The following is a 26,856-nucleotide window of genomic DNA, read 5'->3' as shown; positions in this document are numbered from 1 at the left end:
ACGCTCCGTCAGTTAATGAATTGATTCGCCCCACGGCAGGTAAGCCTATGCACATTGCGCCTGATCTACAGCTACCGAGTCTTCCGGAAGTCACCTTGCGGGCGCTCGAGGCTTGCCATCAGGACGAGAGCTACCGGAAAATCAGCGAAATTGTGTCTGCCGATACCGCACTGGTAGCTCGTATCCTGGCACTGGCCAACTCCGCCCTGTACGGCCCTTCTACTCCGATCCGCTCCGTCGACCAGGCACTCCTGAGACTCGGCACCCGACGTTTTCACACGCTGGTCCTGACCGCAGCACTGCGCCAACTGCTATTCGAGCTGGGCGGTGACGAATGGCAACAACTCAGAGATTTCTGGCGACACTCGCTGACCACCGCGTTGACCGCCCGGGCCCTGGCAACGCTGACCCGTTATCCGGAGCCTGACGAAGCCTTCATGTTGGGCATGCTTCACAACATTGGCGAGCTGATCGCTATTAAAACGCCAGCCACCGAGGCGAAGCAACACTATCTTGATCATCAGTCCGACATCGCAGCGGAACTCGTTGCCTCCTGGGGGCTGGGGCCAATGGCCGCCGATGCCATGCGCTACCAGCAGGCACTACCGTCGGAGCTACGGGATGCCGGACATCTGGTGAAGCTGATCAGCCTGGCCACCCGACTGGCACTCTCCGATGCCGCCGGCATTGCAGCGGCAGGCACGGTATTCGGGCTGAACGAGGAACTGACCCGGGAGATAAATCGCCGCATCGGCCACGAAGTCTCGGGTATGGCTGCATCGCTGGGGATTCCTCTGGACGAAAATTATTGCGGCGAGAGCGCCTCTCGACAGCTGAAACAGACAATTCTGCGCCAGGCCATGGCGAACCAGGCGATCAACCTTGCCGATCTGACCGGAGAAACCGAGGACATTCTCGCCGAGACGGTCAACAGTCTAACGCTGATCACCGGCCTGCCGGCGCTGTGCTTTGGGCACACAGGCGAAAACCTTGTGCTCCTGTCCGGGACCATTGGCGACATCCCTGACCTGGCGGTCACCGCCAAGCCCGGCGGCAGCGTCCTTACGGAAGCCTTTATTTCTGGCCTGCCAGTCAGCCTTGGTGATCGATCCCCAACAGTACTCGACCGACAGTTGCTGTCACTGCTCCATACGCCCTCCATACTTGCCGTACCGGTTAACAATGGCGGGGACTGCCCTGGTGTCTTCGCCCTGGGCACAGACAACGAGCATCTGCCAACAACCCTGGAACTGGCCGATATCTTCACGGCTCAGTTGGCATCGGTACTGGCAGACCGGGTGCCGGCCCAAACCGATGCCGAAGCCAGTACAGAGGGCCTGGATCAGGAGATCGCCCGCGACCGGCTGCGTAAACAGGTTCACGAAGTCAGCAACCCACTGACCATAATCCGACAGTATATTTACCAGCTGCGAGGCAGGCTTGAAGATGCTGGTGTCCAGCAGGAGCTGGACGTAATCCGGGATGAGCTGGATCGGGCGGGCAATCTTTTACTGCAAATGAGCCATACTGACTCCGTGGATCAGGGCGATGACGGGGTTGAGCTCAATGCCGAACTGGAAAGTCTGGCTCGTATCCTTGAAGATAGTCTGTTCAGCTCAGATAGCCGCAGCCTTCGGTTATCGCTTTGCAGCGAGCCAACGCGGGTTGCGGCTGGCCCCACGAGGATTCGGCAGATTGTGATCAATCTGGTTCGAAATGCGGCGGAAAGCCTGGCGGATGATGGCGGCACGGTTGAAATACGGACGTCTTCGCCAGTGTGGCAGAACCACCGAACCTGGGTTGAGCTGGAAATCTCGGACACAGGCAGAGGAATACCCGGTGAGGTCAGGGACGCCCTGTTTTCACCGGTGAAAACCACAAAGGGAGAGGGCCACAGCGGTTTGGGCCTGAGCATTGTGAAACAGCTCGTTGATGACATGGAGGGCATCATTGCTTGTCGCACGGGGCAGGAAGGGACCACCTTCAGGATTCTGCTTCCAGCGGCCAGCCACAAAAAGAATGAGACCGACTGACGCAGAAACAACGGACACAGACCGATGGCACCTGAACATACTGATCAGCCTTTCAGTCACGGGTTAACGGCACGGATACTGGTAGCAGATGACGAACCCCGCCTGCTCAATACACTGGCTTCGCTGCTGCGTAGCCGGGGTTATGACGTTGCGGAAGCTCACGGGGGCCGAAAAGCCTGCGAGCTGATCGACCAGCAAACCTTCGACCTGGCCTTGCTGGATCTCCGGATGCCCGAGGTCACAGGTTTCGACGTTATGGCACACCTTGCCATCGGACAGCCGGATTGCGGCGTGATCGTGGTCAGCGGCGAAAGTTCGTTCAGTGCTGTGAGCCGCGCACTGCGGCGGGGCGCCCTGGACTACATCCGTAAACCCTTTGATCCTGAGGAACTGCTGGCCACCGTTGAGAGCGTGATCGGAAAAAAGTCACTCCTCGAAGCCCACGAGCATATCCAGATGCGGCTGGAGAAATCCGAGGCGCTGCATCGTTACATCGTTAACAGCTCTCCTGACATCGTGTTCATGCTTGATCAGGACGGTCACTTTTGCTTCGTGAACAGCAAGGTAGAAAGCCTGCTCGGATATAAGCCAGCGGAACTTTGCGGCCAGCATTTCCGCCACATTCTCGACGACCGGGACGTGACCCGCGGGACACTGGCCCTGAAGGGACCAAACATCACTGCAGATAACCCTCGAACCCTGGAAGTCCGCCTTAAAACCCGTGGCAGCCGGCGAGCAACCCGTCATTTCGAGATAACCGCTTTTCCCATCGATCCGCAAACCTGGCCGCACTCCGGTAACACGCAAGGAGGCGGCAGTGGCAACGGCGCCACCTATTATGGGACCGCACGTGACGTTACCGAGAGGAAGGAAGCCGAGGCCTTCATCAATTTCCAGGCCTACCATGACCTTTTAACGCGATTGCCGAACCGTGCACTTTTCAAGGACCGACTTGAGCTGGCGATCACCCACGCCAACCGTGGTGGCCAGAAGCTGGCGGTTATGTTTCTGGACCTTGACCGTTTCAAGGTCATCAACGATACCCTCGGCCACGCGATGGGAGATCGGTTGTTGCAGGCAGTGACCCACCGGCTCGAGAAATGCCTGCGCAAGGGCGACACCCTTTCCCGGTTCGGTGGCGACGAATTTACCCTGCTCCTGCCCTCCATCCACAATCACGAAGACGCGAGACAGATCGCCAAGAAGCTGATTGATGCCCTGCGGGCACCGTTTCAACTGGGGGATCACGAAGTCTTTGTGGGTGTCAGTATCGGCATCGCAATCTTCCCCGAGGCCGGCGAGACCATGGATCAGCTGATCCAGAACGCCGACATTGCCATGTACCACGTCAAAGGCAAGGGCAAGGACGGTTACCGCTTCTATTCCGACAGCATGAGTATCGATACGGCCAACAGGCTGAACCTCGAGCGGGATCTGCGTCAGGCCCTTGAACGGGACGAGTTGCGAGTGTTCTATCAGCCCCAGGTGTGCTCAACAACCAACCGGGTCGTGGGTCTTGAGGCCCTGGTTCGCTGGCAGCACCCGGAGCGGGGACTGCTTTACCCGAGAGACTTCCTGCCCCTGGCGGAGGAAACCAAATTGATAGGCCAGCTCAGTGAGCGTGTTCTCGACCAGGCCTGCCAGGATGTCGGCCGCTGGATCCAGGAGGGCCACACCCACCTCCGGTTGGCCGTCAACCTGTCCCCCATACAGGTTGAGCATCCGCGGTTTGTAGAAACCCTGATGCAGCAGGTAAAGGCCCACAATTTCCCGGCCGGCAACCTGGAAATCGAAATCACTGAAAACGTGATCATGAACGATCTGGAACAGATCTCCCAGAAGCTCCGTGAACTGGCAGCTTTGGATGTCCGGATCGCGATCGACGATTTCGGCACAGGCTATTCGTCACTGAATTACCTGCATCGCCTACCCATTCACACCCTCAAAGTCGACCAGTCTTTCGTGAAAGCCATCCGCAGTGGCGACGACGGTGCATGCATCGTAAACGCCATTGTCGCCATGGCCCATGGACTCAAGCTGGAGATCGTTGCTGAGGGCGTAGAAACCGACGAGCAACTGGATTATCTGCGGAGCCTGGGTTGCCACCAGGTCCAGGGTTTCTTCTACGGCCCTGCCAGGCCCGCCGCCGAGATTTCCAGAACTCTCGGATCCACCAGAGCCAAAGCTGCCTCATTCTGACATACGATTATCGATTGTCAGACACTCCGATATAAAAGCGCGATAGGGTTTGCAAAGTATTGCAGTACGTTACTTTGTGTATCCTGAAATGCGCATTACTGCACATATTTCTCCCACCCTGTTCTCTAAGCTCGAATCCATAGGCGCTGATTACCGGAATGTCCGACATTCTCGGACCAATAACGACAAAAACGGTGACAGCATCCAAGGAACAAGAACAGGCAGCAGTCATCATGCGCGACAAGTACAAATACATCGGTCCCGTCTACGATTTTCTCAGCAATCTCTATAGCGGCAAGAATATTCACCGCTGCAAAACCGCCATGCTGGATGTGGAAACCGTCCGGCCCGGAGACAAGATTCTGTTTGCCGGAGTTGGCCATGGCCGGGACGCCATTCGGGCGGCCGAGCTAGGTGCAGACGTGACCGTGGTGGATTTGTCCGAAACCATGCTGCGGAAGTTTGCCGAAGCTCAGGAAAAAGAGGCGCCACACCTCACGATCCGACGCATCCACAGCGACATCATGAAAGTAGATGAGTTCGAGCAGTACGACATGGTCGTGGCCAATTTCTTCCTGAACGTGTTCGATGAAGACATGATGGTCCGGGTCCTCGAACATCTGATACGGCTGGGCAAAGCCGACGCCCGGGTCGTTGTTGGTGACTTTTCCTACCCCACTGGCAACCTGCTTTCCAGAATGTTCAAGAAGCTTTACTGGTACATGGCCGTCTTCATTTTCTGGCTGTTCGCCAACAATGCATTCCACAAAATCTACAACTATCCCGAGCACATGCAGCGGCTGGGCCTTCAGGTCACGGACAAGAAGCACTTCAAGCTTCTGAACATGAACTGCTACTGGTCCATTCTCGGACGCAAGCAGGCCTGAGCACTTTGCTAGAGATTCACCCAACAAAAACAATCAGGGAGCAGCAGCATGTCGGATCAGATACTCGCACTGGACAGGGTTGGCACACTTGAGAGCGGCTCATTCACGTTTACCGAGCGGGTCGGCTTCCTGAAGAAGTACGGTACCCATTCCCAGTCGTTTTCAACGCTCCAACCGGGCATGCAATATTTTGATGTACCGGGCATGGGGTATATCGCCTACATGCGCAAATGGGGCGGCACCTTCGTGCTCTCGGATCCCGTCTGTGCGCCGGAAGACTTTGGCAACCTGCTGGAGAGCTTCCACCAGCGCTTTCCAAACGCCAGTTACATCCAGGTCTCCAAGCCCGTCGTCGATTTCCTGCACCTGCGATTTGGTCTCTACGGCACCCAGTTTGGCAGCGAATCCCGTATCGATCTGGGCCGCTGGTCCCTCAGCGGAAAGAAAAAACAGATCCTGCGAACCGCTTTGAACCAGGCAGAAAAAAACGGTATTACGGTGAAAGAGCGTTTCAGTGACGATCACACCCGTGAAATATCCGAGGCCTGGATTCGAACCCGCAAATGCAAGAGCAATGAAATCCGCTTTCTGATACGTCCCATGGAAATGGACTATCGCGAAAACGAACGGCATTTCTACGCCTATCAGGACGGCAAGGCCGTTGGGTTTATCTATTTTGACCCGATTTATCGCAACAACGAGATTATCAGCTACGTGCCCAATATCTCCCGGGCCAACGCCGATTTCCGACAGGGCATTTTCTATACCCTGATGGCTCATGCGATGGAGGTCTTCAAGGCGGAAGGCGTGCCTTATCTGGATCTCGGACTGATACCCCTTTCACTGGATCCTGCAACAGAGCATCAGGAGAGCAGGCTGTTGAAACGCCTGTTGCACGGGCTCTACGAGAAGGGCAATTTTCTATACAACTTCAAAGGCTTGGAGTTTACAAAGTCGCGCTTTAGGGGAGACAACTTCAAGACCTACTGTTGTCACAAACGGTCGATTCCGGCGCTGGAGTTTTTCGCCATGTTCAAGCTGACCCGGTTGCTGTAGCCCCCAGGGGCTCTCCAGGCCAGTGTTCGCTCACCCGTTTGGCCTCCAGCCCCAGGCCCGCCATGAAGGGCGCGATGCCCTTTGGTGCCGGCCCTGAAAACAGCGCAGCGCTCACAGGTTGTTTCCCTGCGCTGGCAACTGGGCCTTGAGCAACATCAAGCCGACCGGTCTGTTCCAACAGCCAGGCTACCCGTCGGGCAATGGCCTCACCCGAGTCCACCCAGAAACGAACCGTCGGCAGACTCGCCCTCAGACTCTCCAGTAACAGTGGATAGTGAGTGCAACCAAGCACCACGGTGTCCACACCGGCCTCTTTAAAAGGCCTCATGGCTTCGCTCAGCTCGGCAAGCGGAACCTCGATTCCGGAAACCAGGTCCTCTGCCCAGCGCACCAGCCCCGGATGGCCAATACGCTCAATCCTGCAATCGCCAGCGAATTCCTCGACCAGCCTGTCGAGATAAGGTCTGCGAACCGTTGCCGGTGTCGCCAGCAGCCCCATTCGCCGATTCACGGACTTTGCTGCCGCCGGTTTGATGGCCGGCACCACCCCCACAACCGGCACCGCCGTCATCGCACGTAAATGCGGCAGGACCACGGTACTGGCGGTATTGCAGGCCACCACGATGGCGTCTGACGGGTAGAGCTCAAGCGCTCTGGTGATCAGACCGCAACAACGGTCGATCACAACCGCCTCGGATTTGTCGCCATAGGGAAAGCCTGCGTTGTCTGCCAGATAGACGATCTCCAGTCCCGGCAGTTGCCGGTGAATGCAGGCCGCAACGCTCAGACCACCGACACCGGAGTCAAACACCAGAACCCTTGGAGGTGACTGCCTGCTCAAACCGGAATGCCTCCCCGGGAAATCTCGTGTTCCATGGCCCGGATCAATCGGCCAGAAATGGTGGTTTCCGGTGGTACCGGTGGCGTATCGCCCGGCAGGAACCAGTCGGCATCGGCAAGCTCGTCCTCCTGGAGAACCAGCTCGCCTCCGGCGTAATCGGCGAAGAAGCCGACCATGAGCTGATGGGGGAATGGCCAGGGTTGCGAGGCGTGGTAGCGGATGTTGGTGACGTCCAGCCCGGTCTCCTCTCTCACTTCACGGTGCACAGCGCCTTCCAGACTCTCACCCGGTTCAACAAAACCGGCGATGAGGCTGTAGAAGTGCCGTTTGACCCGCGAGGACTTCGCGAGCAGAAGCCGATCATCCCGGCGTATGACGACAATCACGCAGGGCGCCAGCCTCGGGTACCAGGGAATGCCACAGGGTTCGCACCACTTGGCCCGCTCACGCGGATGGAAACCGGTTTCCTCGCCGCAGCGGCCACAGAATCGGTGGTCGCGCCACCATTGCCAGACCTGAAAGCCGGTACTGAGCATATCCGCCGGCGCATCGCTAACCATCAAAAGCGCATCCCGCAGCGGTACAACCTCCTGATTACCGACGTCGGTGTCCGGCAGTTCGGTCACGAATACACCGCGCCCATTGTAACTGCCCAGAGATACGGAATCGGACAATTCGCCCCGGAAAAGGCTGCTGTCGCCGCTGTGCAGCCAGCCGTTATCGGGCTTGACCACACCCGATCCCGACAGCGCGAGGATCAGATCGCCGTTTTCCGGCCGGCGGGTCGTCCAGCCCGGTATCCACTGAGTCATTGCGATCACCATTCGATGCATCAACTGGGTTATTGGAAGATCAATCGGAAATGTACCACATTGCCGCACCGGCCAAGAATGAAAGGTCCACCTTTCCGCCCTGTACTCAACCAAGTAAACTTGGCACCTGTTTCGTCAACGGAGTTGCCATTTATGCGTCTTTACCAGGGCATTCGCAGCCTGATCCTGACCCTTTTCCGCAAGATACTGTTTATCTGGGTCCGGACTGATGTCAGCGGCAACAGCGTTGAAGCCCTCGCCCTGGATCCCGATAAACCGGTTTGCTACGTGCTGCAATACAGCTCGCTGTCGAGCCGCCTGGTTCTGGAGCAGGAAGTTATCCGTGCAGGACTTCCTGGCGCCACCGAAGCCCTTCCGGTGAAGAACGGCCCGTCCCACTCCTTCTTTTTCCTCTATCGCCGGATCGGTGGCTTTTTCAGGGGGCGTCAGGCGCCAGCACCCACGAACGAGTTTCAGGCCCTGGTTCGCTACGGGCTCGAACATCCGGACCAGGACGTACAGATTGTTCCAGTGTCCCTGTTCTGGGGCCGCTCCCCGGACAAGGAAAAGTCCCTGGTAAAACTTTTGCTGTCCGACACCTGGTCCATCGCCGGCCGGCTTCAGAAGTTACTGATCATCATGGTTCATGGTCGCAACACCTACGTTCAGTTTAACCAGCCGCTCTCACTGAAACAGGTGATCGACGAATACCGGCACAGCGAGGAGCGGGCCAACCGCAAGCTGGCCCGGATCCTGAGAACCCACTTCCGCCGGGTTCGCCAGGCGGTACTGGGGCCAGACTTGTCCCATCGCCGCACCCTGGTGGCAGGCCTGGTGCGCACCCAGGCGGTCAAGGAAGCCATCCGGGAGACCGCTGCCAGAGACGACATACCACCAGAGAAAGTCCGCGCCAAGGCCTACAAATATGCGGATGAGATTGCGGCGAGCATGTCCGTTGTCACGATTCGATTCATGGAGGTGCTGTTGTCATGGCTCTGGAACCGGATCTACAACGGCATTGCCATCAACAATATCCGGGTGGTGAAGGAAGTGGCGCAAGACAATGCCGTGGTTTACGTGCCCTGCCATCGTTCACACATCGACTACCTGCTGCTGTCCTACGTGCTTTACAAGAATGGCCTGATGCCTCCGCACATCGCCGCAGGGATCAATCTCAACATGCCCATTGTCGGCCCGATCCTGCGCCGTGGCGGGGCGTTCTTTATGCGCCGCAGTTTCAAGGACAACCCGCTGTACGCCACCGTGTTCAATGAATACATGCACGTGATGTTCTCCCGGGGCTATTCCGTCGAGTATTTCATCGAAGGCGGCCGAAGCCGCACAGGCCGCATGCTGCAACCCCGCCCCGGCATGCTGGCAATGACCGTACGCAGTTTCCTTCGGGACCATCGCAAACCCATCGTGTTCGTGCCCGTGTACATCGGCTATGAAAAGGTGATGGAAGGCCGTTCCTATCTGGGTGAACTTCGTGGCAAGAAAAAGGAAAAAGAAAGCGTATTCGGTCTTGCCAAGACCGTTCGCAAACTCAGTAACTCCTTTGGTCGGGTTTCAGTCAACTTTGGCGAAGCCATTCATTTGTCTGAGGTTCTGGACGATGTTCACGGTAGTTGGCGCGACGAGGCCTACGACGCCGAGTATCGTCCGAAGTGGCTTAACAGCGCGGTTTCAGAGCTGTCCTTCCGGGTAGCGTCGAACATCAACGCGTCGGTTGCGGTAAACCCGATCGGCATGGCCGCCACGGTTCTTCTTGGCACCGAGCGACTGGCCATGGACGAGGGACAGTTGATCCGCTTGATGGATCAATACGCCGCCCTGCTAAAGGCTTTCCCGTATGCGGAAACGGTAACCCTGCCCGAGGGGTCCGGCAAGGACTGGATCGCCTACTGTGAAGGCATGGGCCTGGTGACGCGCCAGCCGCAGAAGCTGGGCGACATTATTGCCCTCGAAGGCAGCAACGCAATCCTGATGACCTATTACCGGAACAACATCCAGCACCTGTTTGCGCTACCCTCACTGATCGCCAGCCTTTTCGAGAACAAGGATTCGCTGGGCCGGGACAAGATTGTGTTCCTCGCCAGCGTAGCCTACCCCTACCTGCAATCGGAACTGTTCCTGAAATACCAGCCCGATGAAGCCAGGAAGGTCATCAATCAGTGGATTGACGTTCTCATCGAACATGACTTGCTGAAGCCCCTGGACGATGACCGGATCGGTCGACCCGAGGAAGGCACCGAAGCCATGCTGAGGCTCAGGGTTCTGTCCCGCTTCATCATCCAGACGGTAGAGCGCTACCACATCGCTCTGGGCATTCTCCGCAAATACGGCTCGGGCAAGATCAGCGCCGCCGAACTGGAAGAACAGAGCGCGCTGCTGGCCGAGCGGATGTCGATCCTGTTCGGCCTGAATGCGCCGGAGTTTTTCGACAAGAGCCTGTTCCGCAACTTCATTGCCAATATGCAGAACAATGGCGTTATCACTACCGATGACAATGGCCTGCTCTGCTATGGGGAGGGGCTGGATGAGGTGGCGGACGATGCCCGCCTGGTGCTGAGTGTCGAGAAGCGACAGGCAATCCAGCAGGTCACCATGCTGGGTGCCTGATGGCGTTTACTGCGGTGGCAGCGCCCGGATGGCGTACACATCGTAGCGGCTGCTCTTGCCCTCAATGCGGGTGGTTGGCTCTGCTCCCTCAATGGCCGATGCCTTACGGGGCCGCTTGACTACCACCCGGTAACGGGCGCGCTCCAGAGCGGCCGCGAGCAATTGTGCGGAATCCTCGTCGTCTCCTACGATAGTGCGGAAAACCTGCATTTCCTTTTTTACCAGGGCCGACTTGTCCCGATGCGGAAACATCGGATCCAGGTAGACAACATCCGCCGCCTCGGTGCCTGGTCGGGCAAGCCATTCAATACTGCTGCCCTCCAGCAGTCGCATGCGCTCGACAATGGCCGCACAATCCACATTCAGGGCTGCGCGCGCAAGACCATCGGCCAAGAGAGCGTGAATGACCGGGTTACGCTCGAACAGGGTAACCGTGCAGCCAAGGCTGGCAAGCACAAAGGCATCCTGGCCAAGCCCTGCCGTCGCATCAACGATATGCAATGCGGCCCGTGTTTTCTGCAAGCCGACCGCCTTGGCCACCAACTGGCCCGCGCCACCGCCGTGCTCCCGCCGATACCCCATCTTGCCGGTCACGAATTCTGCACGCACCGGTCCCGGCGCACCTTTGCCAGTCATCTGCAGGCCAAGGCCCTGCTCATCCAGGAACAGTAAAACCGGGAAGTCGCGGATGTCTCTGGGGCGGACGACACCAAGATTCGGGACCCCGAGCGAATCGGCAAGAGCATCGGCCTGCAATCGGTCACCCAATGCACTGCGGGCAACAGCGACGATGTTCTGGAAACGTTCAGAGAGGGCGTACGGAGCGGACGGGGACGAGTCAGGCATCAGACCAGAATATCAATTCCGGCCAGGCTACCATTGCCGCCAGTTTCCTGACCGGCTGCGGCAACAGAGGCAAAGGTCGACAGCGCCCTGGCGGCTGGCAGGGACACTTCGTCTGCGCGGAACCGCTCCAGACGGGCGTCTTCAGCGGCACGACGGGCTTCTACACGCCGCTCGAGGCTTTCGGTCGCATTGCGGTCGCTGACAACACCCTGATTGCCATCGGCAAGGTCACGGCGGGCCGCGTCAGGTGTTTTTTCGGGCGTTGATGCCGGCGCACGGGCCGCATCGCTGCGCTCCCTGACCAGACTGTTGTTGCCGGTCTGGAAATTGAAATTGTTACCCGGGTTAATTCCGCCAATCATGTTCAGATACCGCTGGCCGGATGACAGGAAAACGTGAAATGGAAGTATGGAAGATTATCGCACGGAAGAAAAGACAGCTGGTCAGTTTTTACCCAAAGCGGTTTGCCCGGATCAGCCCGGGCGGCCGGGGTCACTATCGACCAGGCAGTTTTTTCCAGGCCACTTCATCCCTGATGTAGACAGGTTGAGCCTGCTCCGCCGGCACCGCCTTGCCCTGCCCGAATGCGATCACCGCCAGGCGCGCAACCCAGGCTGCTCGCAGCACCAGGGTTTCATCGACGGGATCAACGCGCCCTGACACCTCCGCTGGCATGGCGGAGCGGTATTGCCAGCCCGGCCCTGCTCCGCACCAGCGCTCGGGGCCCGCTGGCAGTGTGACTGCCTCGGGTGGACAGACCTGTTCCGAAGCCAACGCCGCAGGCAGTCCTGCCCGGGCAGCGAAGCAGCCCCAATACACCTCGCCCATGCGGGCATCAAAGGCTACCGCAATACCGGTTTCCTCGTGAGGATCCAGAGCATCCATGGCACCCAGCGCCACGGCCTGCAGTGAAGACACCGGCACCACCGGAATGTCCAGCCCCCAGGCAAGACCCTGCACAACACCGGTCGCGATCCTGACACCGGTAAAAGAGCCCGGCCCGCAGGCAAAGGCCAGGGCATCAAGCTCTGCCGGAGCAAGATTCTTCTCCGCCAGAAGCTCCCGCACCATCGGCATCAATAGCCGGGTATGGCCTCTGGGGGCAAGCTCAAAGCGTTCGGAGATTTCGCCATCAACAAGAAGGGCTGCCGAGCAGCCCTCTGATGACGTATCCAGTGCCAACAGTTTCACCGGTGTGAAAACCTCAGGTCAGGATGCCAATTTATTTGAGTTCAGACAGGATCTGGTCGCGAATGCTGTCCAGACTGCCAACGCCCTCGACACGGACGTATTTCGGTGCCGCGGCTGGCTCTTTCGACGCCCAGTCCTGGTAGTAGCCAACCAGCGGTGCAGTCTGGTCGTGGTAGATTTTCAGACGCTTGCGAACCGTCTCTTCCTTGTCGTCCTCACGTTGAACCAGCGGCTCTCCGGTCTGGTCGTCCTTACCCTCGACCTTGGGCGGATCGTATTTCACATGGTAGATACGACCGCTTCCCTCATGCACCCGGCGACCGGACAGACGGCTGACAATTTCTTCGTCATCCACGGCAATTTCGACCACATAGTCGATGGCAATTCCCTGGTCTTTCAGAGCTTCAGCCTGGGGGATGGTCCGCGGGAAACCGTCGAGCAGGAAACCGTTCTTGCAATCAGGCTGTTGAATACGCTCTTCGATCAGCGCAATGATGATGTCGTCAGACACCAGGCCGCCTGTTGCCATGACTTCCTTTACCTGCTTGCCCAGCTCGGACTCGGCTTTCACCGCCGCACGCAGCATGTCACCGGTGGAGATCTGGGGAATATCAAACCGTTCAGTAATGAACTGGGCCTGAGTCCCCTTGCCTGCGCCCGGCGCGCCTAACATGATGATTCGCATAACGCTGTGCTCCCGTTTTAGTCATTATCATTTGAAAAGCTGTGGCAAAAACCCGTGCCTTTGCGACAGCCTCTCCTGCACGGAACAGGTGTCAGCCGAAATCGGCGAAGGCGCATTATACGAAGTCAGCCACGTCAGAGAAAGTCGACCTCCGTATCATGCACCGGAAGTCCGTATTTCCCAGCGAATAACGACAGGGTGTCAGGATGACAGGGAGCTGGCCAGTGCGTCCAGATCCGGAGCCACACGATCCAGTTCAGCATTCAGTTCTTCCACAACATTGGGCGTCAGTCCCAGGCCTTCCAGCAAAGCGGGCACGTCGTCGGGATTGAATTCATCGCCAATACCGCGGTCCTTCAACAGGGCGTTGGCCAGCTGTACCATCAAGACATAGTTCTCGTGCTCGCCATGGTAACCCGATTGTTGATGCACGCCGGCCGCCTTGACCACAGGATCAGGCAGTTGCCATAAACGGTGGAGGATACCGCCGATAGCGCCATGGCCCACCGACAGGATTTCCTGGCCATTGCCCTGCCCGAACACCTGCTGCTCAAGCGAGTGCATGCTGGCTTCAGGATTCGCTTCGCGAAGCTCATTGAGCTCATCAAATTCGGCCGGGAACAGATGCCCGACCAGCAACAGGCCGAAGTTGTGCAACAGGCCGCAGAGATAGCCCAGCCCCTTTTCGGCGCCACATCGCGGCGCAATGATCTGGCAAAGGAACGCGCAGTACAGGGAGTGGCGCCAGAAGTTGTCCATACCGAGAATGCCGTGACGGGGTACTTCAAAGGCACGAACGGAGGCGATGCCCAGGGCGATGTGGGCCACACGATCGAAGCCCAGCACACGGGTGACCGCCTCCTGCACCGAATTGACCTGGCCGGGATAATTGAACAGTGCAGAACGGGCGTAACGCATGATCTGGGCCGTGAGACTGGGATCAAACTCGATCAGCTCTGCCAGCTCACGAGCCGTCGCATCGGTGTTGGCAGTCAGCCGCAAAATACGCAGCGCCAGGGCCGGCATGGGGGGCAGACGGTAAAGTTTCTGTAGCTTGTCGGCCACTTCCTCGAGCGTCAGCGCCTCGCGGTTGCCGTTACCCGGCCCCCGGATAACCAGGTGGCCCGCCCTGGCACCGGCCAGGGCCAGACGGAAGGATCGGCCATCCATCTCTAGCAGGGAATGATCAGTGCCACTGGAAAACACGACCTGATCCGCCAGCATCACATCCTCGTCCACGATAACGGGCAGCTCGTAAGCCTGTCCGATGGGCGGGGTGAAGCCGGGATCACAGTCACTGAACAGGCGCATGGTCTGCCGTGCGGTCAGCGGCTGAAGACGGCGACCGGTCAACTGGTGAACGGCATCCGGGTCCAGGGAACTGTCGAACTTGTGCACGGCCATCACGACACCGGTAATGTCGATCAGCAGAGTGGCCTGTACAAAGCTGTCCTGAGACATCCCCGAGGCAATCACTGCCGCATCCAGGCTGGTGACCTGATCTATCGGCAACTCCCGATAAGTGATGCCCTTGCGGGCGAGAAAACGTTCCAATCGTGCAGCCAGAGCCACAGCTTACTCCCTTTGTTCTTGGTCGGTGGCCAGACTACCCGGCCTTGTCCCGGCACTTTTTTCTATTCTGCTGCAAGGTCAGCCAGTATTCCGCATGCCCGCAGCGATACCTGCCATGGTGACTTTCAGTGCTCTTTCCACCAGTTCCGGCACCTCGCCCTTGCCTTCACTTTCCCGGTCCCGCCGTAGCAATTCGGCCTGAAGGTAGTGCAGCGGATCCGTGTATGGGTTACGCACCCTCATCGAATGCGCAAAGACGGGCTCTCCCTCCAGCAGATCCGTTTGCTCCTTGAGTTCCAGAAGTCGCTCGATACAACCCTGGAGGCGCACGCGAAGACTCTCCCCAAGGGCTTTCAACCGATCATCGTCCAGCAGCGTCTGCTCATAATAGCTGGCGATGCGCAGGTCTGCCTTGGCCAGCACCATTTCCAGCATATCCACATAGGTGCGGAAGAACGGCCAGCCCTGCATCATCTCACGCAATACTGGGAGCCGGTGGTCCCGGGCCGCCTCTTCAAGCGCCACGTCACTGCCCAGCCAACTGGGCAGCATCAGCCGCATCTGGGTCCAGGCAAATATCCACGGTATGGCCCGAAGGCTTTCCACGCCGCCGGTGGCCTTCCTCCGGGCCGGGCGACTTCCGAGTGCCAGTTTCCCCAGGGCCTGTTCCGGCGTGACCTGGCGGAAATAGGGCACGAAGTCGGGATTTTCCCGGACCACATCGCGGTAGGCTTTCAAGGACCGCTCGGTAAGCCAGTCCATGGTTTCACGCCAGCTGTCTTCGGGCTGTGGTGGCGGGGCCAGGGTAGCTTCGATAACCGCCGTGGTGTAGAGCGTCAGGCTCTGAACCGCCAGCCTCGGCAAACCGAACTTGAAGCGGATCATTTCGCCCTGCTCGGTAATCCGGAAACTGCCGTTTACCGAGCCCGGCGGCTGGGACAGTATCGCCCGGTTGGCAGGTCCGCCGCCACGGCCAACGGTACCGCCACGGCCGTGGAACAGGGTCAGATGCACGCCATACTGGCGGGCAACGTGGGTAAGTTTCTCCTGGGCCTGGTACTGGGCCCAGGCCGCCATCAGCTGGCCGGCATCCTTGGAGGAATCCGAATAGCCGATCATCACTTCCTGCCTGCCCTGGCAATACTCCCGATACCACTCAACCTCGTACAGCGCAGACATGCTGTCTGGAGCACCACGCAGGTCATCCAGGGTCTCAAACAGGGGCACGACCCGCATCGGAAACTTCATTCCGGATTCCCTGAGCAGCAAAATCACGCTCAATACATCAGAGGGCTTGCTGGCCATGGAGATAACATAGGACCCGAGGGCTTCCGGCGTTTGCTGCGCCACCACTTCACAGGTTGCCAGCACCTCGCCGACCGATTCGGAGGGCTCCCAAGTTTGGGGGACCAGTGGGCGCCGGCCCTGAAGTTCCTTCACCAGGAATGCCTGGCGCTCCTGTTCTGACCAGGACAGATAATCCCCCAGGCCAAGATAATCGACCATTTCGGCAACCGCCTCCGCGTGGCGGCTGGCCTCCTGGCGGATGTCCAGACGAATCAAAGGCAGGCCAAAAGTATGCGCCCGGCGGATGGTATCCAGCAGCGGACCATTGGCGATGTCCTCGAGTCCGCACTCAACCAGGGATCGGTAACAGAGCTCCAGGGGACCGGTGAAATCCTCGTTCTCAAAGAGAATACCGTTGGCATCCGCGGTCTCGCCGTTGACGCTCGCCTCTGCCCAGTCCCGGGTTCTGATCAGCCGCTCACGGAGTTCGGCGAGCACATGGCGGTAGGGTTCCCGGGAATCACCAACAACGGCCTTGAGCTCGTCGCTGGCCTGCCACATGGACAGTTCGGCCCGCAGCGCCTGAATATCACGAAGATAGAGATCCGCTGCCATCCAGCGGCCAAGCAGGAAGACCCGGCGGGTCACCTTGTGGGTGACATTCGGATTGCCATCACGATCACCGCCCATCCAGGATGCAATGCGGATGGGGGATGCCTGCAGGGGAAGGCCCTTTCCGGTCGCGTCTTCCAGCGACGTATCCAGGCTCCTCAGAAACTGTGGCAGGGCCTGCCACAGACTGTTTTCAATAACCGCAAAGCCCCATTTGGCCTCATCCACTGCGGTTGGTCGCTCCTGACGAATCTCGTCGGTGTGCCAGGCTTCGGTAACCAGTTGAGACAGGCGATTGACGATTTCCTCCCGTTCAGCAGGCATGAGGTCGTCATGGTCCAGACGCGCCAAGCAGTCCGACATCTCGTCGTATTTCATAATAAGGGTGCGACGCGCCACCTCGGTGGGGTGGGCCGTCAGCACAAACTCGATTCGCAGATCCGCCACCCTCTGATGCAGTTCCTCCGGCGTGACATCACCTTGCTTGAGCCGCTCAAACACCTCCCCGAGCGATTCGACCATCAGATCAGACTGGTGCCCGCGTTTGCGACGAATACCATGGTACTGCTCGGCAAGGTTGGCCAGGTTCAGGAACTGGTTGAAGGCACGGGTCACCGGAAGCAGCTCATCATCGCTCAACTTGCGCAGCAGATTGACCAGTCGCTGGCCGGACCCGCTTTCCTGGCGACGGTCGGACTTGGCAGCCGCCCGGATTTCCTCAATCAGCTCGTAGCATTCCTGTCCGGGATACCGCCGTATGCTCTGGCCCAGAAGTTCACCCAGCATTCGTACGTTCTCTCGGAGTTCGGGATGTAGCTCAGTCACATTGACGTCCTTTTGAATTGACGGAGGCGAAGTAAACTTACGATACTAAGGAACAGTCGAGAAAGTCTATTGGCGATTCAAGCCTGTAGCTGCAAGGAGTTATCATGAAGGTCACTGATTTGCCCAAACACTGGGAACAGCAAAAAGAGCCCGTGGAGCGTACCCACGATTATAACCTGCGCCTGCCGCTGGAAGATGCCGCACGCGTGGCCGCACTGGCGGAACTTTACCCGGACCGCAGTGAAAGCGATATTCTGAACGACATGATTGGTGCAGCTCTGGACGATCTGGTACGCCAGAGCCCACTGAAGGACAAGCTGGAAGGGAAAGACAAGTAAATAGCGGCGGGCAGCTTTCGCTGCCCGTGTCGTCAGGCGACTGATTCCAGTTGACGGGCCTTGAGGCGCTGGATGTGCTTCTGGCTCAGGCTGACAAACTTGGGAGTCAGGCCCTGATCTTCGTAGATCTCGAAGCCATCCTCGTCGTACGCCACCACTTTGGTGCCCTGAACATACGGAAAGCTGGTCTCCATTTCGTCCAGTGCTGCAGAAATCAGATCCCGCATCAGATCCTGAGGTGACTTCATCGGATAGAGCGCTGCGAGTTTCTCGAGACGCTTGTGATGCTGGTCAGACAACGCCATGAAGTAGGCGTCTCGGGTAAGCCGACCACGTGCATGCTTGTCCCAGTAGTTGACCAGATCTTTGATTTTCATGGTGCCTTCACTCCTGCATCTTATTGATGGCGCACGGCGCACGGCGCACGAAAACTGTGCATCCGTTTCCGGAAGTGTAGACGAAGCCGTCGGTCCGGGGGCGAGAAAATTGGTAACGGATTGTACTTACCGATCCGCCATTTTCAGTGCTCGTTCTCTCCCCGCTCCACGCCTTTCACCGCCTGCCACACGGCATCCAGCGCCTCCAGAGATTCTTCGTCCATATCGCGGCCCTCCCGTTCCAGCACACGTTCAATCGCCCGGAACCGGGCGTCGAATTTATGGTTGGTTCGATTGAGTGCCTGCTCAGGGTTAACCTTCATGAACCGTGCCAGGTTCACACAGACGAACAGGAGATCGCCGAGCTCATCTTCAACGGCATCGGGATCACCGGCGCCCGTCTGTGCGGCTTCCCATGCCTCCTTGAGCTCGTCGATTTCCTCGTGAAGTTTGTCGAAAACCGGGCCAACATCCGGCCAGTCGAAACCGTGCCTGGCTGCCCGTTTCTGGAGCTTCTCGGCCCGAGCCATTGCAGGCAGGGTCCGGGCAATGCCGTCAAGCCGACTTAGCTCGGCGCTGGCTTCCGGTGCCGGCTTCAGTGCCCGCTCCTCGGCCTTGATGCGCTCCCAGCTTTCCTTGATCCAGGCCTCATCCGGCCGGTTATCCGGATCGATGCGACTTTCCAGCGTCCCCTCCGGAAAAACGTGGGGGTGCCGGCGTACCAGTTTGCGCACCAGATGATCCACCACACCATCAAAATCGAAATGACCATCTTCGCGACCAAGCTGGGTATAGAAGATCACCTGGAACAGCAGGTCTCCCAGTTCGTCTTTCAGGTGCGGGTAATCCTCGCGCTCAATGGCATCGGCAACTTCGTAGGCCTCCTCCAGCGTGTGCGGCACGATGGTCTTGTAAGATTGCCTGGTATCCCAGGGACAGCCCGTCTCCGGGTCCCGGAGACGGGCCATCAGGGTTTTCAGATCCTCGATGGTATAGCTCATCCGCGTTTACGCCTTACATCAATGATATTGGGCAGGTTGCGAATCTGCGCCAACAACCGCGCCAGCTGCTCCAGGCTGGAAATCTCCACCGTCACGGTCATGGTGGCCGTATTCTCGTCCTTGTTGCTCTGGGTATTGAGGGACAGGACATCACTCTTGGAGGCCGACAGCACCTGGGTGATATCTCTCAGCAGTCCGGACCGGTCGTAAGCCTCAATCTCGACATCAACCGGATAGACCGCCGCCGGCCGGCCACCCCAGCTCACTTCAATGATCCGGTTGGGCTCGAACTCACGCAGGTTCAGGAACGTCAGGCAGTCCTGACGGTGGACTGTAACGCCCCGGCCGACGGTGATGTAGCCGCCAATGGCGTCACCGGGCAGAGGTTTGCAGCATTTAGCCACCTGGGTCTTGAGCTTGCCGACACCCAGGATCTGGATATCCGATTCGGTATCGTAGGGCTTGCGGCGCTGAGCACTGAGTTTCAGATCCAGCTGTTCGGACTTGGGCTCCAGCATCTGCTGGGCCACATTGGCGACATGGGTGGGGCGAAGGTCGCCGGCACCGGTGGCGGCAAACATGTCCTCGGCACTGTGGTAATTGACCTTTTTAGCCAGCTCACCAAGATCCACGTCGTACAGGGACAGGCGCTTGAACTCGTCCTCGAGGATGGCACGGCCGTCGGTGATATTGCGACCCCGATCCTGCTGTTTGAACCAGTGGGTAACCTTGGCCCGTGCCCGGGAGGTCTGGATGTAACCAAGACTCGGGTTCAGCCAGTCTCGGCTCGGGGCCGGGTTGTTGGAGGTCAGGATAAACACCTGATCACCGGTTTTCAGCGGATAGGTCAATGGGACAATCCGACTGTTCACCCGCGCACCACGACAGGCATGGCCGATTTCGGTGTGAACCCGATAGGCAAAGTCCACCGGGGTTGCCCCCTGCGGCAGATCCACAACGTGGCCCTCGGGCGTGAATACATACACCCGATCTGATGCCACATCGGATTTCAGATGGTCGGCCAGCCCGGACAGGTCGCCAAGTTCTTCCTGCCACTCCAGTACCTGGCGCAGCCAGTTGATCTTGGCATCGTACCCTGTGGACTTGTTGCCCTTGTCCATACCTTTGTACAACCAGTGGGCACAGACGCCCAGTTCCGCCTCCTCATGCATCTTGTGGGTACGGATCTGCACTTCCATAACCTTGCCCTCCGGCCCGATCACCGCCGTGTGCAGGGACTGGTAACCGTTTTCCTTCGGGTTGGCGATATAGTCGTCAAACTCGTTCGGAATGTGGCGCCATAGCGTGTGGACAATGCCCAGGGCCGCGTAGCAGTCGCGCACTTCCGGCACCAGGATACGCACGGCGCGGACATCGTAGACCTGGGAGAAATCGATGCCCTTGCGCCGCATTTTCCGCCAGATGCTGTAGATGTGCTTGGCACGCCCAGACAGCTCACCCTCTATGCCGTAGGCTTTCAGTTCGGTCTGCAGGGTTTCAATCACCCGCTTGATGTAGCTGTCGCGGGCGAGCCGCTTTTCATCAAGCAGCTTGGCGATCTTCTTGTACGCAGACTCATGCAGGTAGCGGAAAGACAGGTCCTCCAACTCCCACTTGATGTGGCCGATGCCAAGGCGATGGGCCAGGGGCGCATAGATATCAAACACTTCCCGGGCCACGCGCATGCGTTTTTCTTCCGGGGCATCCTTGACCGCCCGGATAGCACAGGTCCGTTCGGCCAGTTTGATCAGGGCAACCCGGACGTCGTCGATCATGGTGACGAGCATCTTGCGGACATTGTCCAACTGGCCTTCACTCTGTCCCAGCACGTTCCCTTTCAGCGGGTGGTGGATGGACGAAATCGCCGCCATCTGCTGTACACCGTTGATCAGGCCTGCCACCTCGTCGCCAAATTCCTTGCGGATCATCTCGAGCGGAACACGCTCTTCCCGCACCGCGCGGTAAAGAATCGCCGCCACCAGACTGGCCTGATCCAGGTGCAGCTCCGCCAGCACCTGGGCCATCTCGATGCCGATCCGGAAGCTGCTGGAACCCGGCGCCCACTGCCGGTCCTGCCGGAACGCCTGGAGATCAATCTCGGCTGCCTTTTCGCAGGCCTGCCGGAACTGCTCCGGGTCTTCCAGGTGTGTCTGGGAGGCTATCTGACGGACCCAGCCCTCGATATCCACCTGGCCGTCGCCGGTCATTGCGTAATCTTCGCGAACTTTTACCATATCAGTCTTGTTATTCCTGATGGTTGCCGCAGCCATCCCTGACTGCCCACCGCATCTTCAGTCGGAATCCCGTTCGAACAACGCGATGGATTCCACGTGAGTGGTGTGGGGAAACATGTCCATCACACCTGCGCGCACCAGGCGATAGCCATTGCGCACCATAACGCCTGCGTCCCGCGCGAGTGTTGCCGGGTTACAGGAGACATAGACTATCTTCCGGGCACCGAAGGCGGTCAGGTACTTGCAGATTTCCTCAGCGCCGGAGCGGGGCGGATCAATCAGGATCTTGTCGAATCCTTCCTTCGCCCAACTCTGGCCAGTGAAATCGCCGTGCAGATCGGCACCGTGAAAAGCGACATTGTTCAGGCCATTTAGTTCCGCGTTTTCCCGACCGCGGACAACCATGGTCTCGTCACCCTCCACGCCGACAACCTGTCCGCCACTTCGGGCCAGGGGCAGCGTAAAGTTCCCCAGACCACAGAAGAGATCCAGGACACGCTCACCCGGCTGGATATCCAGCCATTCCACAGCCCTGTGTACCATCGCACGGTTAATACCTGCATTGACCTGGGTAAAGTCCATGGGATGAAATTTCATGGTCAGGTCGAATTCTTCCAGCCTGTAGCTCAGTCGCTCATCATCCCGGCCAGAGGACTCGGGCCAGATCCGATGAACGGTATCGGGCCCTTTTGGCTGCAGGTAGATATGCAAATCGTGAGCCTGGCCGAAGGCAATGAGCTTCTCCCGGTCACCAGTGGACAGGTCATCCATATTGCGGAATACCATTACCGCCACATCATCGCCACAGGCAACTTCCACCTGGGCGATTCGGCTGTAGGCGTCCAGATCGTGCAGCATATTTCGAAGGGGCAGTATGCGGTCGCCAATGCGGGGATCCAGCACCACACAACGGTCGATGTCGGTCAGGAAACTGTTGCGTTTCTCCCGAAACCCCACCAGGACAGACTCCCGGGCCTTGACGTAACGAACCCCGAGGCGCGCCTTGCGGCGATAGCCGAGGCTCTCTTCCGAGCGCAGTGGCTCAATCCACTCCTCGGGTTCGATGCCCCCGAAATGGGCAAAATGCTCCCGCAGGGTATTCTCCTTGAACGCGATCTGCGCATCGCCACTCATATGCTGCAGGCTACAGCCGCCACACAGGTCGGCAAACTCGCAGGGTGGCGTCTGACGATCCGGCGCGGCTTCCAGAACCTCTTCGGTGCGCAGTTCGTCGAACTTGCTTCGACTGGACACCACTTTCGCCATCACGGTTTCGCCCGGAAGGGCGCCATCGACAAACTGGGTCTTGCCATCCTGACGGGCGATACCCCGGCCGTCATGGCTCAGGGTCTCAATCTCACAGCGCACGGGCTCTTTTGGAAGAACCTTCCTGCGTCGTCTGCTCATACTCGGGTCTCTTGGTGGAATCGTGTTCAGGCGCCGGGAAATACACCGGTGGATAGATAGCGGTCGCCGCGGTCACAGATAATGGCCACGATGATGGCGTTTTCAACCTGCTGCGAGAGCTTGAGCGCGGCCGCGATCGAACCGCCGGAGGAGACGCCACAGAAAATGCCTTCCTCGGAAGCCAGGGCCCGCATGGTGTTTTCGGCCTCTTCCTGGCCAACATCCAACACCTCGTCCACCCGTGCGGCATCGTAGATTTTCGGCAGGTAGGCTTCGGGCCATCGACGTATCCCGGGTATGGACGCACCTTCTTTGGGCTGAAGCCCGATAATGCGAATATCCGGGTTGCGCTCCTTGAGGTAACGGGACACGCCCATGATGGTGCCAGTAGTGCCCATGGAGCTGACAAAATGGGTGACACGCCCCCCGGTCTGCTCCCAGATCTCGGGACCGGTCGTGCGGTAGTGCGCCAGAGGGTTGTCCTGGTTGCTGAACTGATCCAGCACCCTGCCCTTGCCCTCCGCCTGCATCTTGAGGGCCAGGTCACGGGCAGTTTCCATCCCCTCTTCCCTGGTGACCGTGACAATCTCCGCACCATAGGCGCGCATGGATGCCCGACGCTCCTCACTCATGTTCGCGGGCATGATCAGCACCATCCGGTACCCCTTGATGGCAGCCGCCATGGCCAGGGCAATGCCGGTGTTGCCACTGGTCGCCTCGATCAGGGTATCGCCCGGCTTGATGTCGCCCCGACGCTCCGCCTCCTGGATCATGCTGATAGCCGGGCGGTCCTTCACCGAGCCGGCGGGGTTATTCCCTTCCAGCTTGGCCAGAATCACGTTACTCGTCTCACCGGGGAGACGCTGCAGGCGAACCAGAGGGGTGTGCCCGACATAATCTTCAATGGTGGGAAAATGCATATGATAACCCTGTGGTACACTTTTGGCTTCGCATGATACGCGTTATCGCCCCGGTCTCCCAATACAGCTTCTCGCTATATCCATGACCGGCGGCTATATCCGACACGGGATTTTCCGGTACCGTCGGGACTGATACCACAGTTATCCCGTTCCGGATCAGCTATTCTTAACACGGACGTTTTCCGCTCTGCGGCGCGGACAAAAGCAATAATTCAGGAACACGGTATGCGACGTTGGGGCATTCGCAAGAAAGTTTTAGTGGTGACGCTGGTTCCCACCCTGCTGACCACCCTGATGCTGGGGCTGTTCTTCACCTACAGCTGGGTCAACAATATCGAAAGTCTGCTGAAGGACCGGGGCGAGTCACTCTCCCGTCAGCTCGCGGCCGGTTCCGAGTACGGCCTTTTCACTGCCAACCGAAGTCTCCTCAGCAGCCTCTCCAATGCCCTCCTGGAAGAGCAGGACGTGCGTTCCATCACCTTCTTTGGCAGTGACGGCTCCCGCCTGCTCCACACCGGGCCCGGAAGCTCGGAGACCGTGCAGTCCGACGAACTCACCGCCGAGCACGCCACCCGGATATCCCGAAAAAACAGCACCCGGTTTATCACCCCCGTGTTTCTGCAGGATCTGATGATCGAGAGCATGCTCGACCCGGATGCCCGCCAGTCCATGTCGAATCTGCGGGAGCCTCTGGGCTGGGTGGTTGTGGAAATGTCCCATATCCGCACCGAAAAAGAGACGTACAAGGCCCTGCTTATTTCCCTGCTGCTCATTCTCGGGGGCGTCATTCTCAGCATGGCCATTGCCCTGCGACTGAGCCGTGCGTTCACCAACCCGGTATTCGAACTGAACGAGGCCGTTGCCAAACTCAAGGAAGGCAAGCTGGATACCCGGGTCTACACCGGCGCCGGGCCGGAGTTCGAACAGCTGGAATCCGGCCTCAATGCCATGGCCGAAGAGCTGAGCAAGGCCCAGGCGGAAATGCAGCAGAACATCGACCAGGCCACCGAAGATCTGCGGGAAACCCTGGAAACCATCGAAATCCAGAACATCGAGCTGGATTTCGCCCGGAAGGAAGCGCTGGAAGCGAGCCGGATAAAGTCAGAGTTCCTGGCCAACATGTCACACGAGATCCGCACCCCGCTGAACGGCATCATCGGCTTCACCGAGCTGCTCCTGAAGAGCCCCCTGCCACGGCAGCAGCGGGACCATCTGAGCACCATCAGGAAATCCTCGGAGATCCTGCTTACCATCATCAACGACATCCTGGACTTCTCCAAGATTGAGGCCGGCAAGCTGATCCTGGACCGGGTGCCCTTCCAGTTGCGGGATATTGTTGAGGAAGTCATGGTCATGCTGGCGCCGGCCGCCCATGCCAAGAACCTGGATCTGGTGCCACTGGTCTACAACGATGTGCCGGACAACATCATGGGTGACCCCTTGCGGGTCAAACAGGTGATCACCAACCTGGTCAACAACGCCATCAAGTTTACCCAGACCGGCGAGGTAGTCCTGCGGGCGAGCCTGGAAGAGGAAGAGACCGATTCCAACCGGGTTACCCTGCGCCTGAGCATCACGGATTCCGGCGTGGGTCTCTCCCGGGCCCAACAGCAATCCCTGTTCAACGCCTTCAGCCAGGCCGATGCCTCCACCGCCCGTCAATACGGTGGCACCGGCCTCGGGCTGGCCATCTCGAAGCGTCTGGTTGAGGAGATGGGGGGCAAGATCGGGCTTGAGAGCGAACTTGGCAAGGGCTCGACCTTCTGGTTCACCCTCACCTCGGAGCTTGCCACCAGCGGTGAGGCCATTGCCCCCCGGGATGCCCTGCGTGGTGAACGGGTCATCTATCTGGAACAACAGAAAACCACCGGCCTGGCCGTGGAACACCTGTTGCGGGACTGGGGCATGGTGGTCGACCGGGTGGCCTCCCCCGGTGCACTGCAGGAACACATTGAGGAAGCCCAGAAAAGCCAGGCCGGTTACGCCGTGGCCATTGTCGGCATTACCCGGCACCTGCTCAATTCCAGCCAGTACTGCAGCCTTGTCCGTACCCTTGAGATCGAACGGGATTGCCGGACACTGTTGCTGACCCCCACCCTGGAAACTCACGACACGCCACTATCGGGGCTTGCCAGCGGCCACCTCACCAAACCGGTGTGCCGCGATTCCCTCTACGACGAGCTTCTGCTGCTGGTGCACGGCATCAATTCCAGCGGGCGGGTGCCCGAATACGAGATTTCCGCCAACCGAGTGACCACCGCCAATGTTCCCCGGGTACTGGCAGTGGATGACAACGACGCCAACCTGAAGCTGGTAATGACCCTGCTGGAAGACTGCCAACTGGACGCCGAGGGCGCTTCCAGCGGATTTGAAGCCCTGAGCAAGGCCAGACAGAAACCCTTCGACCTGGTCTTCATGGATCTGCAGATGCCCGGCATGGACGGTGTGGAAACCACGGCCAGGCTGAGGGAGATGGATACCGGCAATCACCGGACCCCGATCATTGCCCTGACCGCCCATGCCCTGTCGGACGAGCAGGAACGGCTGACCAAGCAGGGTTTCGATGGCTACATGCCCAAACCCATCAGCAGTGGCCAGCTCAACGACATCATTCATGAGTACACCGGCTACGTGTGCCCGAAGAGCGGCAGCGACGGTCGGCTTCCCGTGCCGGAAGTTCGCGACACCCGTCGGGCCCTGCGGCCATCAACGCGCAAAATGCAGCAGGACTGCGTCAGCGTCGAGGAAAGCATTCAGCTGGCCGCCGGCAAAGCTGACCTGGCGGAAGAACTGTTCAGCATGCTGCTGGAACAGGTCCACGTGGATCGGGAGCGGATCCCGGAACTCTGGACCAACGACAATATGGAAGAGCTGCTGGAGTGCGTTCACAAACTCCATGGCGCCACCCGCTACTGCGGCGTACCGGAACTGAGGGCCGCAGCTAACCATCTGGAAACGGCGATCAAATGCTCTGCCCCGGATCTGGAGCACCAGAAAGACCAGCTGCTCTCGGCCATGGAGCGCCTGCAGATCTGGAGCGACCAGACCGACTGGCAACAGCTGTTCCGCGAACGCCACGAGGCCGCCGAAACGACCTGACGCTACCTCGAA

The 26,856-nt window shown here is 58.8% G+C and carries 20 protein-coding genes; 7 read left to right on the top strand and 13 right to left on the bottom strand.

The window, feature by feature from the left end:
- The first annotated feature begins 47 nt into the window (after positions 1 to 47).
- The 4 genes from AC5JQH_RS15690 (at position 48) to AC5JQH_RS15675 (ending at position 6,175) form a co-directional block, all read left to right on the top strand.
- Entirely contained in the window at positions 48 to 2,033 is a 1,986-nt protein-coding gene (locus AC5JQH_RS15690) for an HDOD domain-containing protein (RefSeq protein ID WP_008176131.1), read from the top strand.
- A gap of 24 nt (positions 2,034 to 2,057) precedes the next feature.
- Positions 2,058 to 4,232 (top strand): EAL domain-containing response regulator, encoded by a 2,175-nt coding sequence (locus tag AC5JQH_RS15685; protein ID WP_493805744.1) that lies wholly within the window; start codon positions 2,058 to 2,060, stop codon positions 4,230 to 4,232.
- Between the two features lie 233 nt (positions 4,233 to 4,465).
- Positions 4,466 to 5,119 (top strand): class I SAM-dependent methyltransferase, encoded by a 654-nt coding sequence (locus AC5JQH_RS15680; protein ID WP_092030267.1) that lies wholly within the window; start codon positions 4,466 to 4,468, stop codon positions 5,117 to 5,119.
- 48 nt (positions 5,120 to 5,167) lie between these two features.
- Positions 5,168 to 6,175 carry a DUF2156 domain-containing protein gene (locus AC5JQH_RS15675; protein WP_273017382.1) on the top strand — a complete coding sequence of 336 codons (1,008 nt, stop codon included), beginning with the start codon at positions 5,168 to 5,170 and terminating at the stop codon, positions 6,173 to 6,175.
- On the opposite strand, the gene murI is transcribed toward AC5JQH_RS15675, so the two are convergent.
- Both murI and nudC read right to left on the bottom strand, forming a co-directional pair.
- Positions 6,153 to 7,016, bottom strand: coding sequence for a glutamate racemase (gene murI / locus AC5JQH_RS15670; RefSeq protein WP_008176140.1), 864 nt, complete (start codon positions 7,014 to 7,016; stop codon positions 6,153 to 6,155). The two genes, AC5JQH_RS15675 and murI, sit on opposite strands and share 23 nt — an antisense overlap.
- On the bottom strand, positions 7,013 to 7,828 hold the full coding sequence (gene nudC, locus AC5JQH_RS15665) for an NAD(+) diphosphatase (RefSeq protein ID WP_092030269.1): 816 nt from the start codon (positions 7,826 to 7,828) through the stop codon (positions 7,013 to 7,015). Before nudC ends, murI begins: the two co-directional genes overlap by 4 nt.
- A gap of 153 nt (positions 7,829 to 7,981) precedes the next feature.
- Between nudC and plsB the strand changes: the two genes are divergently transcribed.
- Positions 7,982 to 10,450: a glycerol-3-phosphate 1-O-acyltransferase PlsB gene (plsB, locus tag AC5JQH_RS15660; protein ID WP_008176145.1), complete on the top strand. Its 2,469-nt coding sequence runs from the start codon at positions 7,982 to 7,984 to the stop codon at positions 10,448 to 10,450.
- Positions 10,451 to 10,456: 6 nt separating this feature from the next.
- Here the strand turns inward: plsB and AC5JQH_RS15655 are convergent, their stop codons facing one another.
- The 6 genes from AC5JQH_RS15655 to ppc form a co-directional block, all read right to left on the bottom strand.
- Positions 10,457 to 11,296 (bottom strand): class I SAM-dependent methyltransferase, encoded by an 840-nt coding sequence (locus tag AC5JQH_RS15655; RefSeq protein WP_008176148.1) that lies wholly within the window; start codon positions 11,294 to 11,296, stop codon positions 10,457 to 10,459.
- The gene (locus tag AC5JQH_RS15650) at positions 11,296 to 11,658 is read right to left on the bottom strand and encodes a hypothetical protein (RefSeq protein ID WP_008176150.1); all 363 of its coding nucleotides are present in this window, start codon (positions 11,656 to 11,658) and stop codon (positions 11,296 to 11,298) included. The genes AC5JQH_RS15655 and AC5JQH_RS15650 overlap by 1 nt, the downstream gene beginning before the upstream one ends.
- 133 nt (positions 11,659 to 11,791) lie before the next feature.
- Entirely contained in the window at positions 11,792 to 12,487 is a 696-nt protein-coding gene (gene tsaB / locus AC5JQH_RS15645) for a tRNA (adenosine(37)-N6)-threonylcarbamoyltransferase complex dimerization subunit type 1 TsaB (RefSeq protein ID WP_053114638.1), read from the bottom strand.
- A gap of 31 nt (positions 12,488 to 12,518) precedes the next feature.
- A complete protein-coding gene (gene adk / locus AC5JQH_RS15640; protein WP_008176153.1) occupies positions 12,519 to 13,172 on the bottom strand; it encodes an adenylate kinase in 654 nt (217 codons plus the stop codon).
- 201 nt (positions 13,173 to 13,373) lie between these two features.
- Positions 13,374 to 14,744 (bottom strand): HDOD domain-containing protein, encoded by a 1,371-nt coding sequence (locus AC5JQH_RS15635; RefSeq protein WP_473977697.1) that lies wholly within the window; start codon positions 14,742 to 14,744, stop codon positions 13,374 to 13,376.
- A 78-nt stretch (positions 14,745 to 14,822) separates the two neighbouring features.
- Positions 14,823 to 17,468 (bottom strand): phosphoenolpyruvate carboxylase, encoded by a 2,646-nt coding sequence (gene ppc / locus AC5JQH_RS15630; RefSeq protein ID WP_092030272.1) that lies wholly within the window; start codon positions 17,466 to 17,468, stop codon positions 14,823 to 14,825.
- A 104-nt stretch (positions 17,469 to 17,572) separates the two neighbouring features.
- On the opposite strand from ppc, the gene AC5JQH_RS15625 reads away from it, so the two are divergent.
- A complete protein-coding gene (locus AC5JQH_RS15625; protein ID WP_008176161.1) occupies positions 17,573 to 17,806 on the top strand; it encodes a hypothetical protein in 234 nt (77 codons plus the stop codon).
- A gap of 32 nt (positions 17,807 to 17,838) precedes the next feature.
- Here AC5JQH_RS15625 and AC5JQH_RS15620 read toward each other — a convergent pair whose 3' ends face one another.
- From AC5JQH_RS15620 to cysM, 5 genes are all read right to left on the bottom strand, one after another.
- Positions 17,839 to 18,183 (bottom strand): hypothetical protein, encoded by a 345-nt coding sequence (locus AC5JQH_RS15620; protein ID WP_008176163.1) that lies wholly within the window; start codon positions 18,181 to 18,183, stop codon positions 17,839 to 17,841.
- Between the two features lie 143 nt (positions 18,184 to 18,326).
- On the bottom strand, positions 18,327 to 19,184 hold the full coding sequence (mazG, locus tag AC5JQH_RS15615) for a nucleoside triphosphate pyrophosphohydrolase (RefSeq protein ID WP_482931096.1): 858 nt from the start codon (positions 19,182 to 19,184) through the stop codon (positions 18,327 to 18,329).
- Positions 19,181 to 21,418, bottom strand: a complete 2,238-nt coding sequence (gene relA / locus AC5JQH_RS15610; protein WP_273093523.1) for a GTP diphosphokinase — start codon at positions 21,416 to 21,418, stop codon at positions 19,181 to 19,183. Before relA ends, mazG begins: the two co-directional genes overlap by 4 nt.
- Before the next feature lie 57 nt (positions 21,419 to 21,475).
- Positions 21,476 to 22,825, bottom strand: coding sequence for a 23S rRNA (uracil(1939)-C(5))-methyltransferase RlmD (rlmD, locus tag AC5JQH_RS15605; protein ID WP_104270179.1), 1,350 nt, complete (start codon positions 22,823 to 22,825; stop codon positions 21,476 to 21,478).
- Positions 22,826 to 22,851: 26 nt separating this feature from the next.
- A complete protein-coding gene (gene cysM, locus AC5JQH_RS15600) occupies positions 22,852 to 23,745 on the bottom strand; it encodes a cysteine synthase CysM (RefSeq protein ID WP_008176171.1) in 894 nt (297 codons plus the stop codon).
- Positions 23,746 to 23,970: 225 nt separating this feature from the next.
- On the opposite strand from cysM, the gene AC5JQH_RS15595 reads away from it, so the two are divergent.
- On the top strand, positions 23,971 to 26,844 hold the full coding sequence (locus AC5JQH_RS15595) for an ATP-binding protein (RefSeq protein ID WP_053114633.1): 2,874 nt from the start codon (positions 23,971 to 23,973) through the stop codon (positions 26,842 to 26,844).
- Positions 26,845 to 26,856 lie beyond the last annotated feature (12 nt).

This window comes from Marinobacter sp. H13, from assembly GCF_059072335.1.
This window is presented reverse-complemented; position numbering and strand designations above follow the sequence as displayed.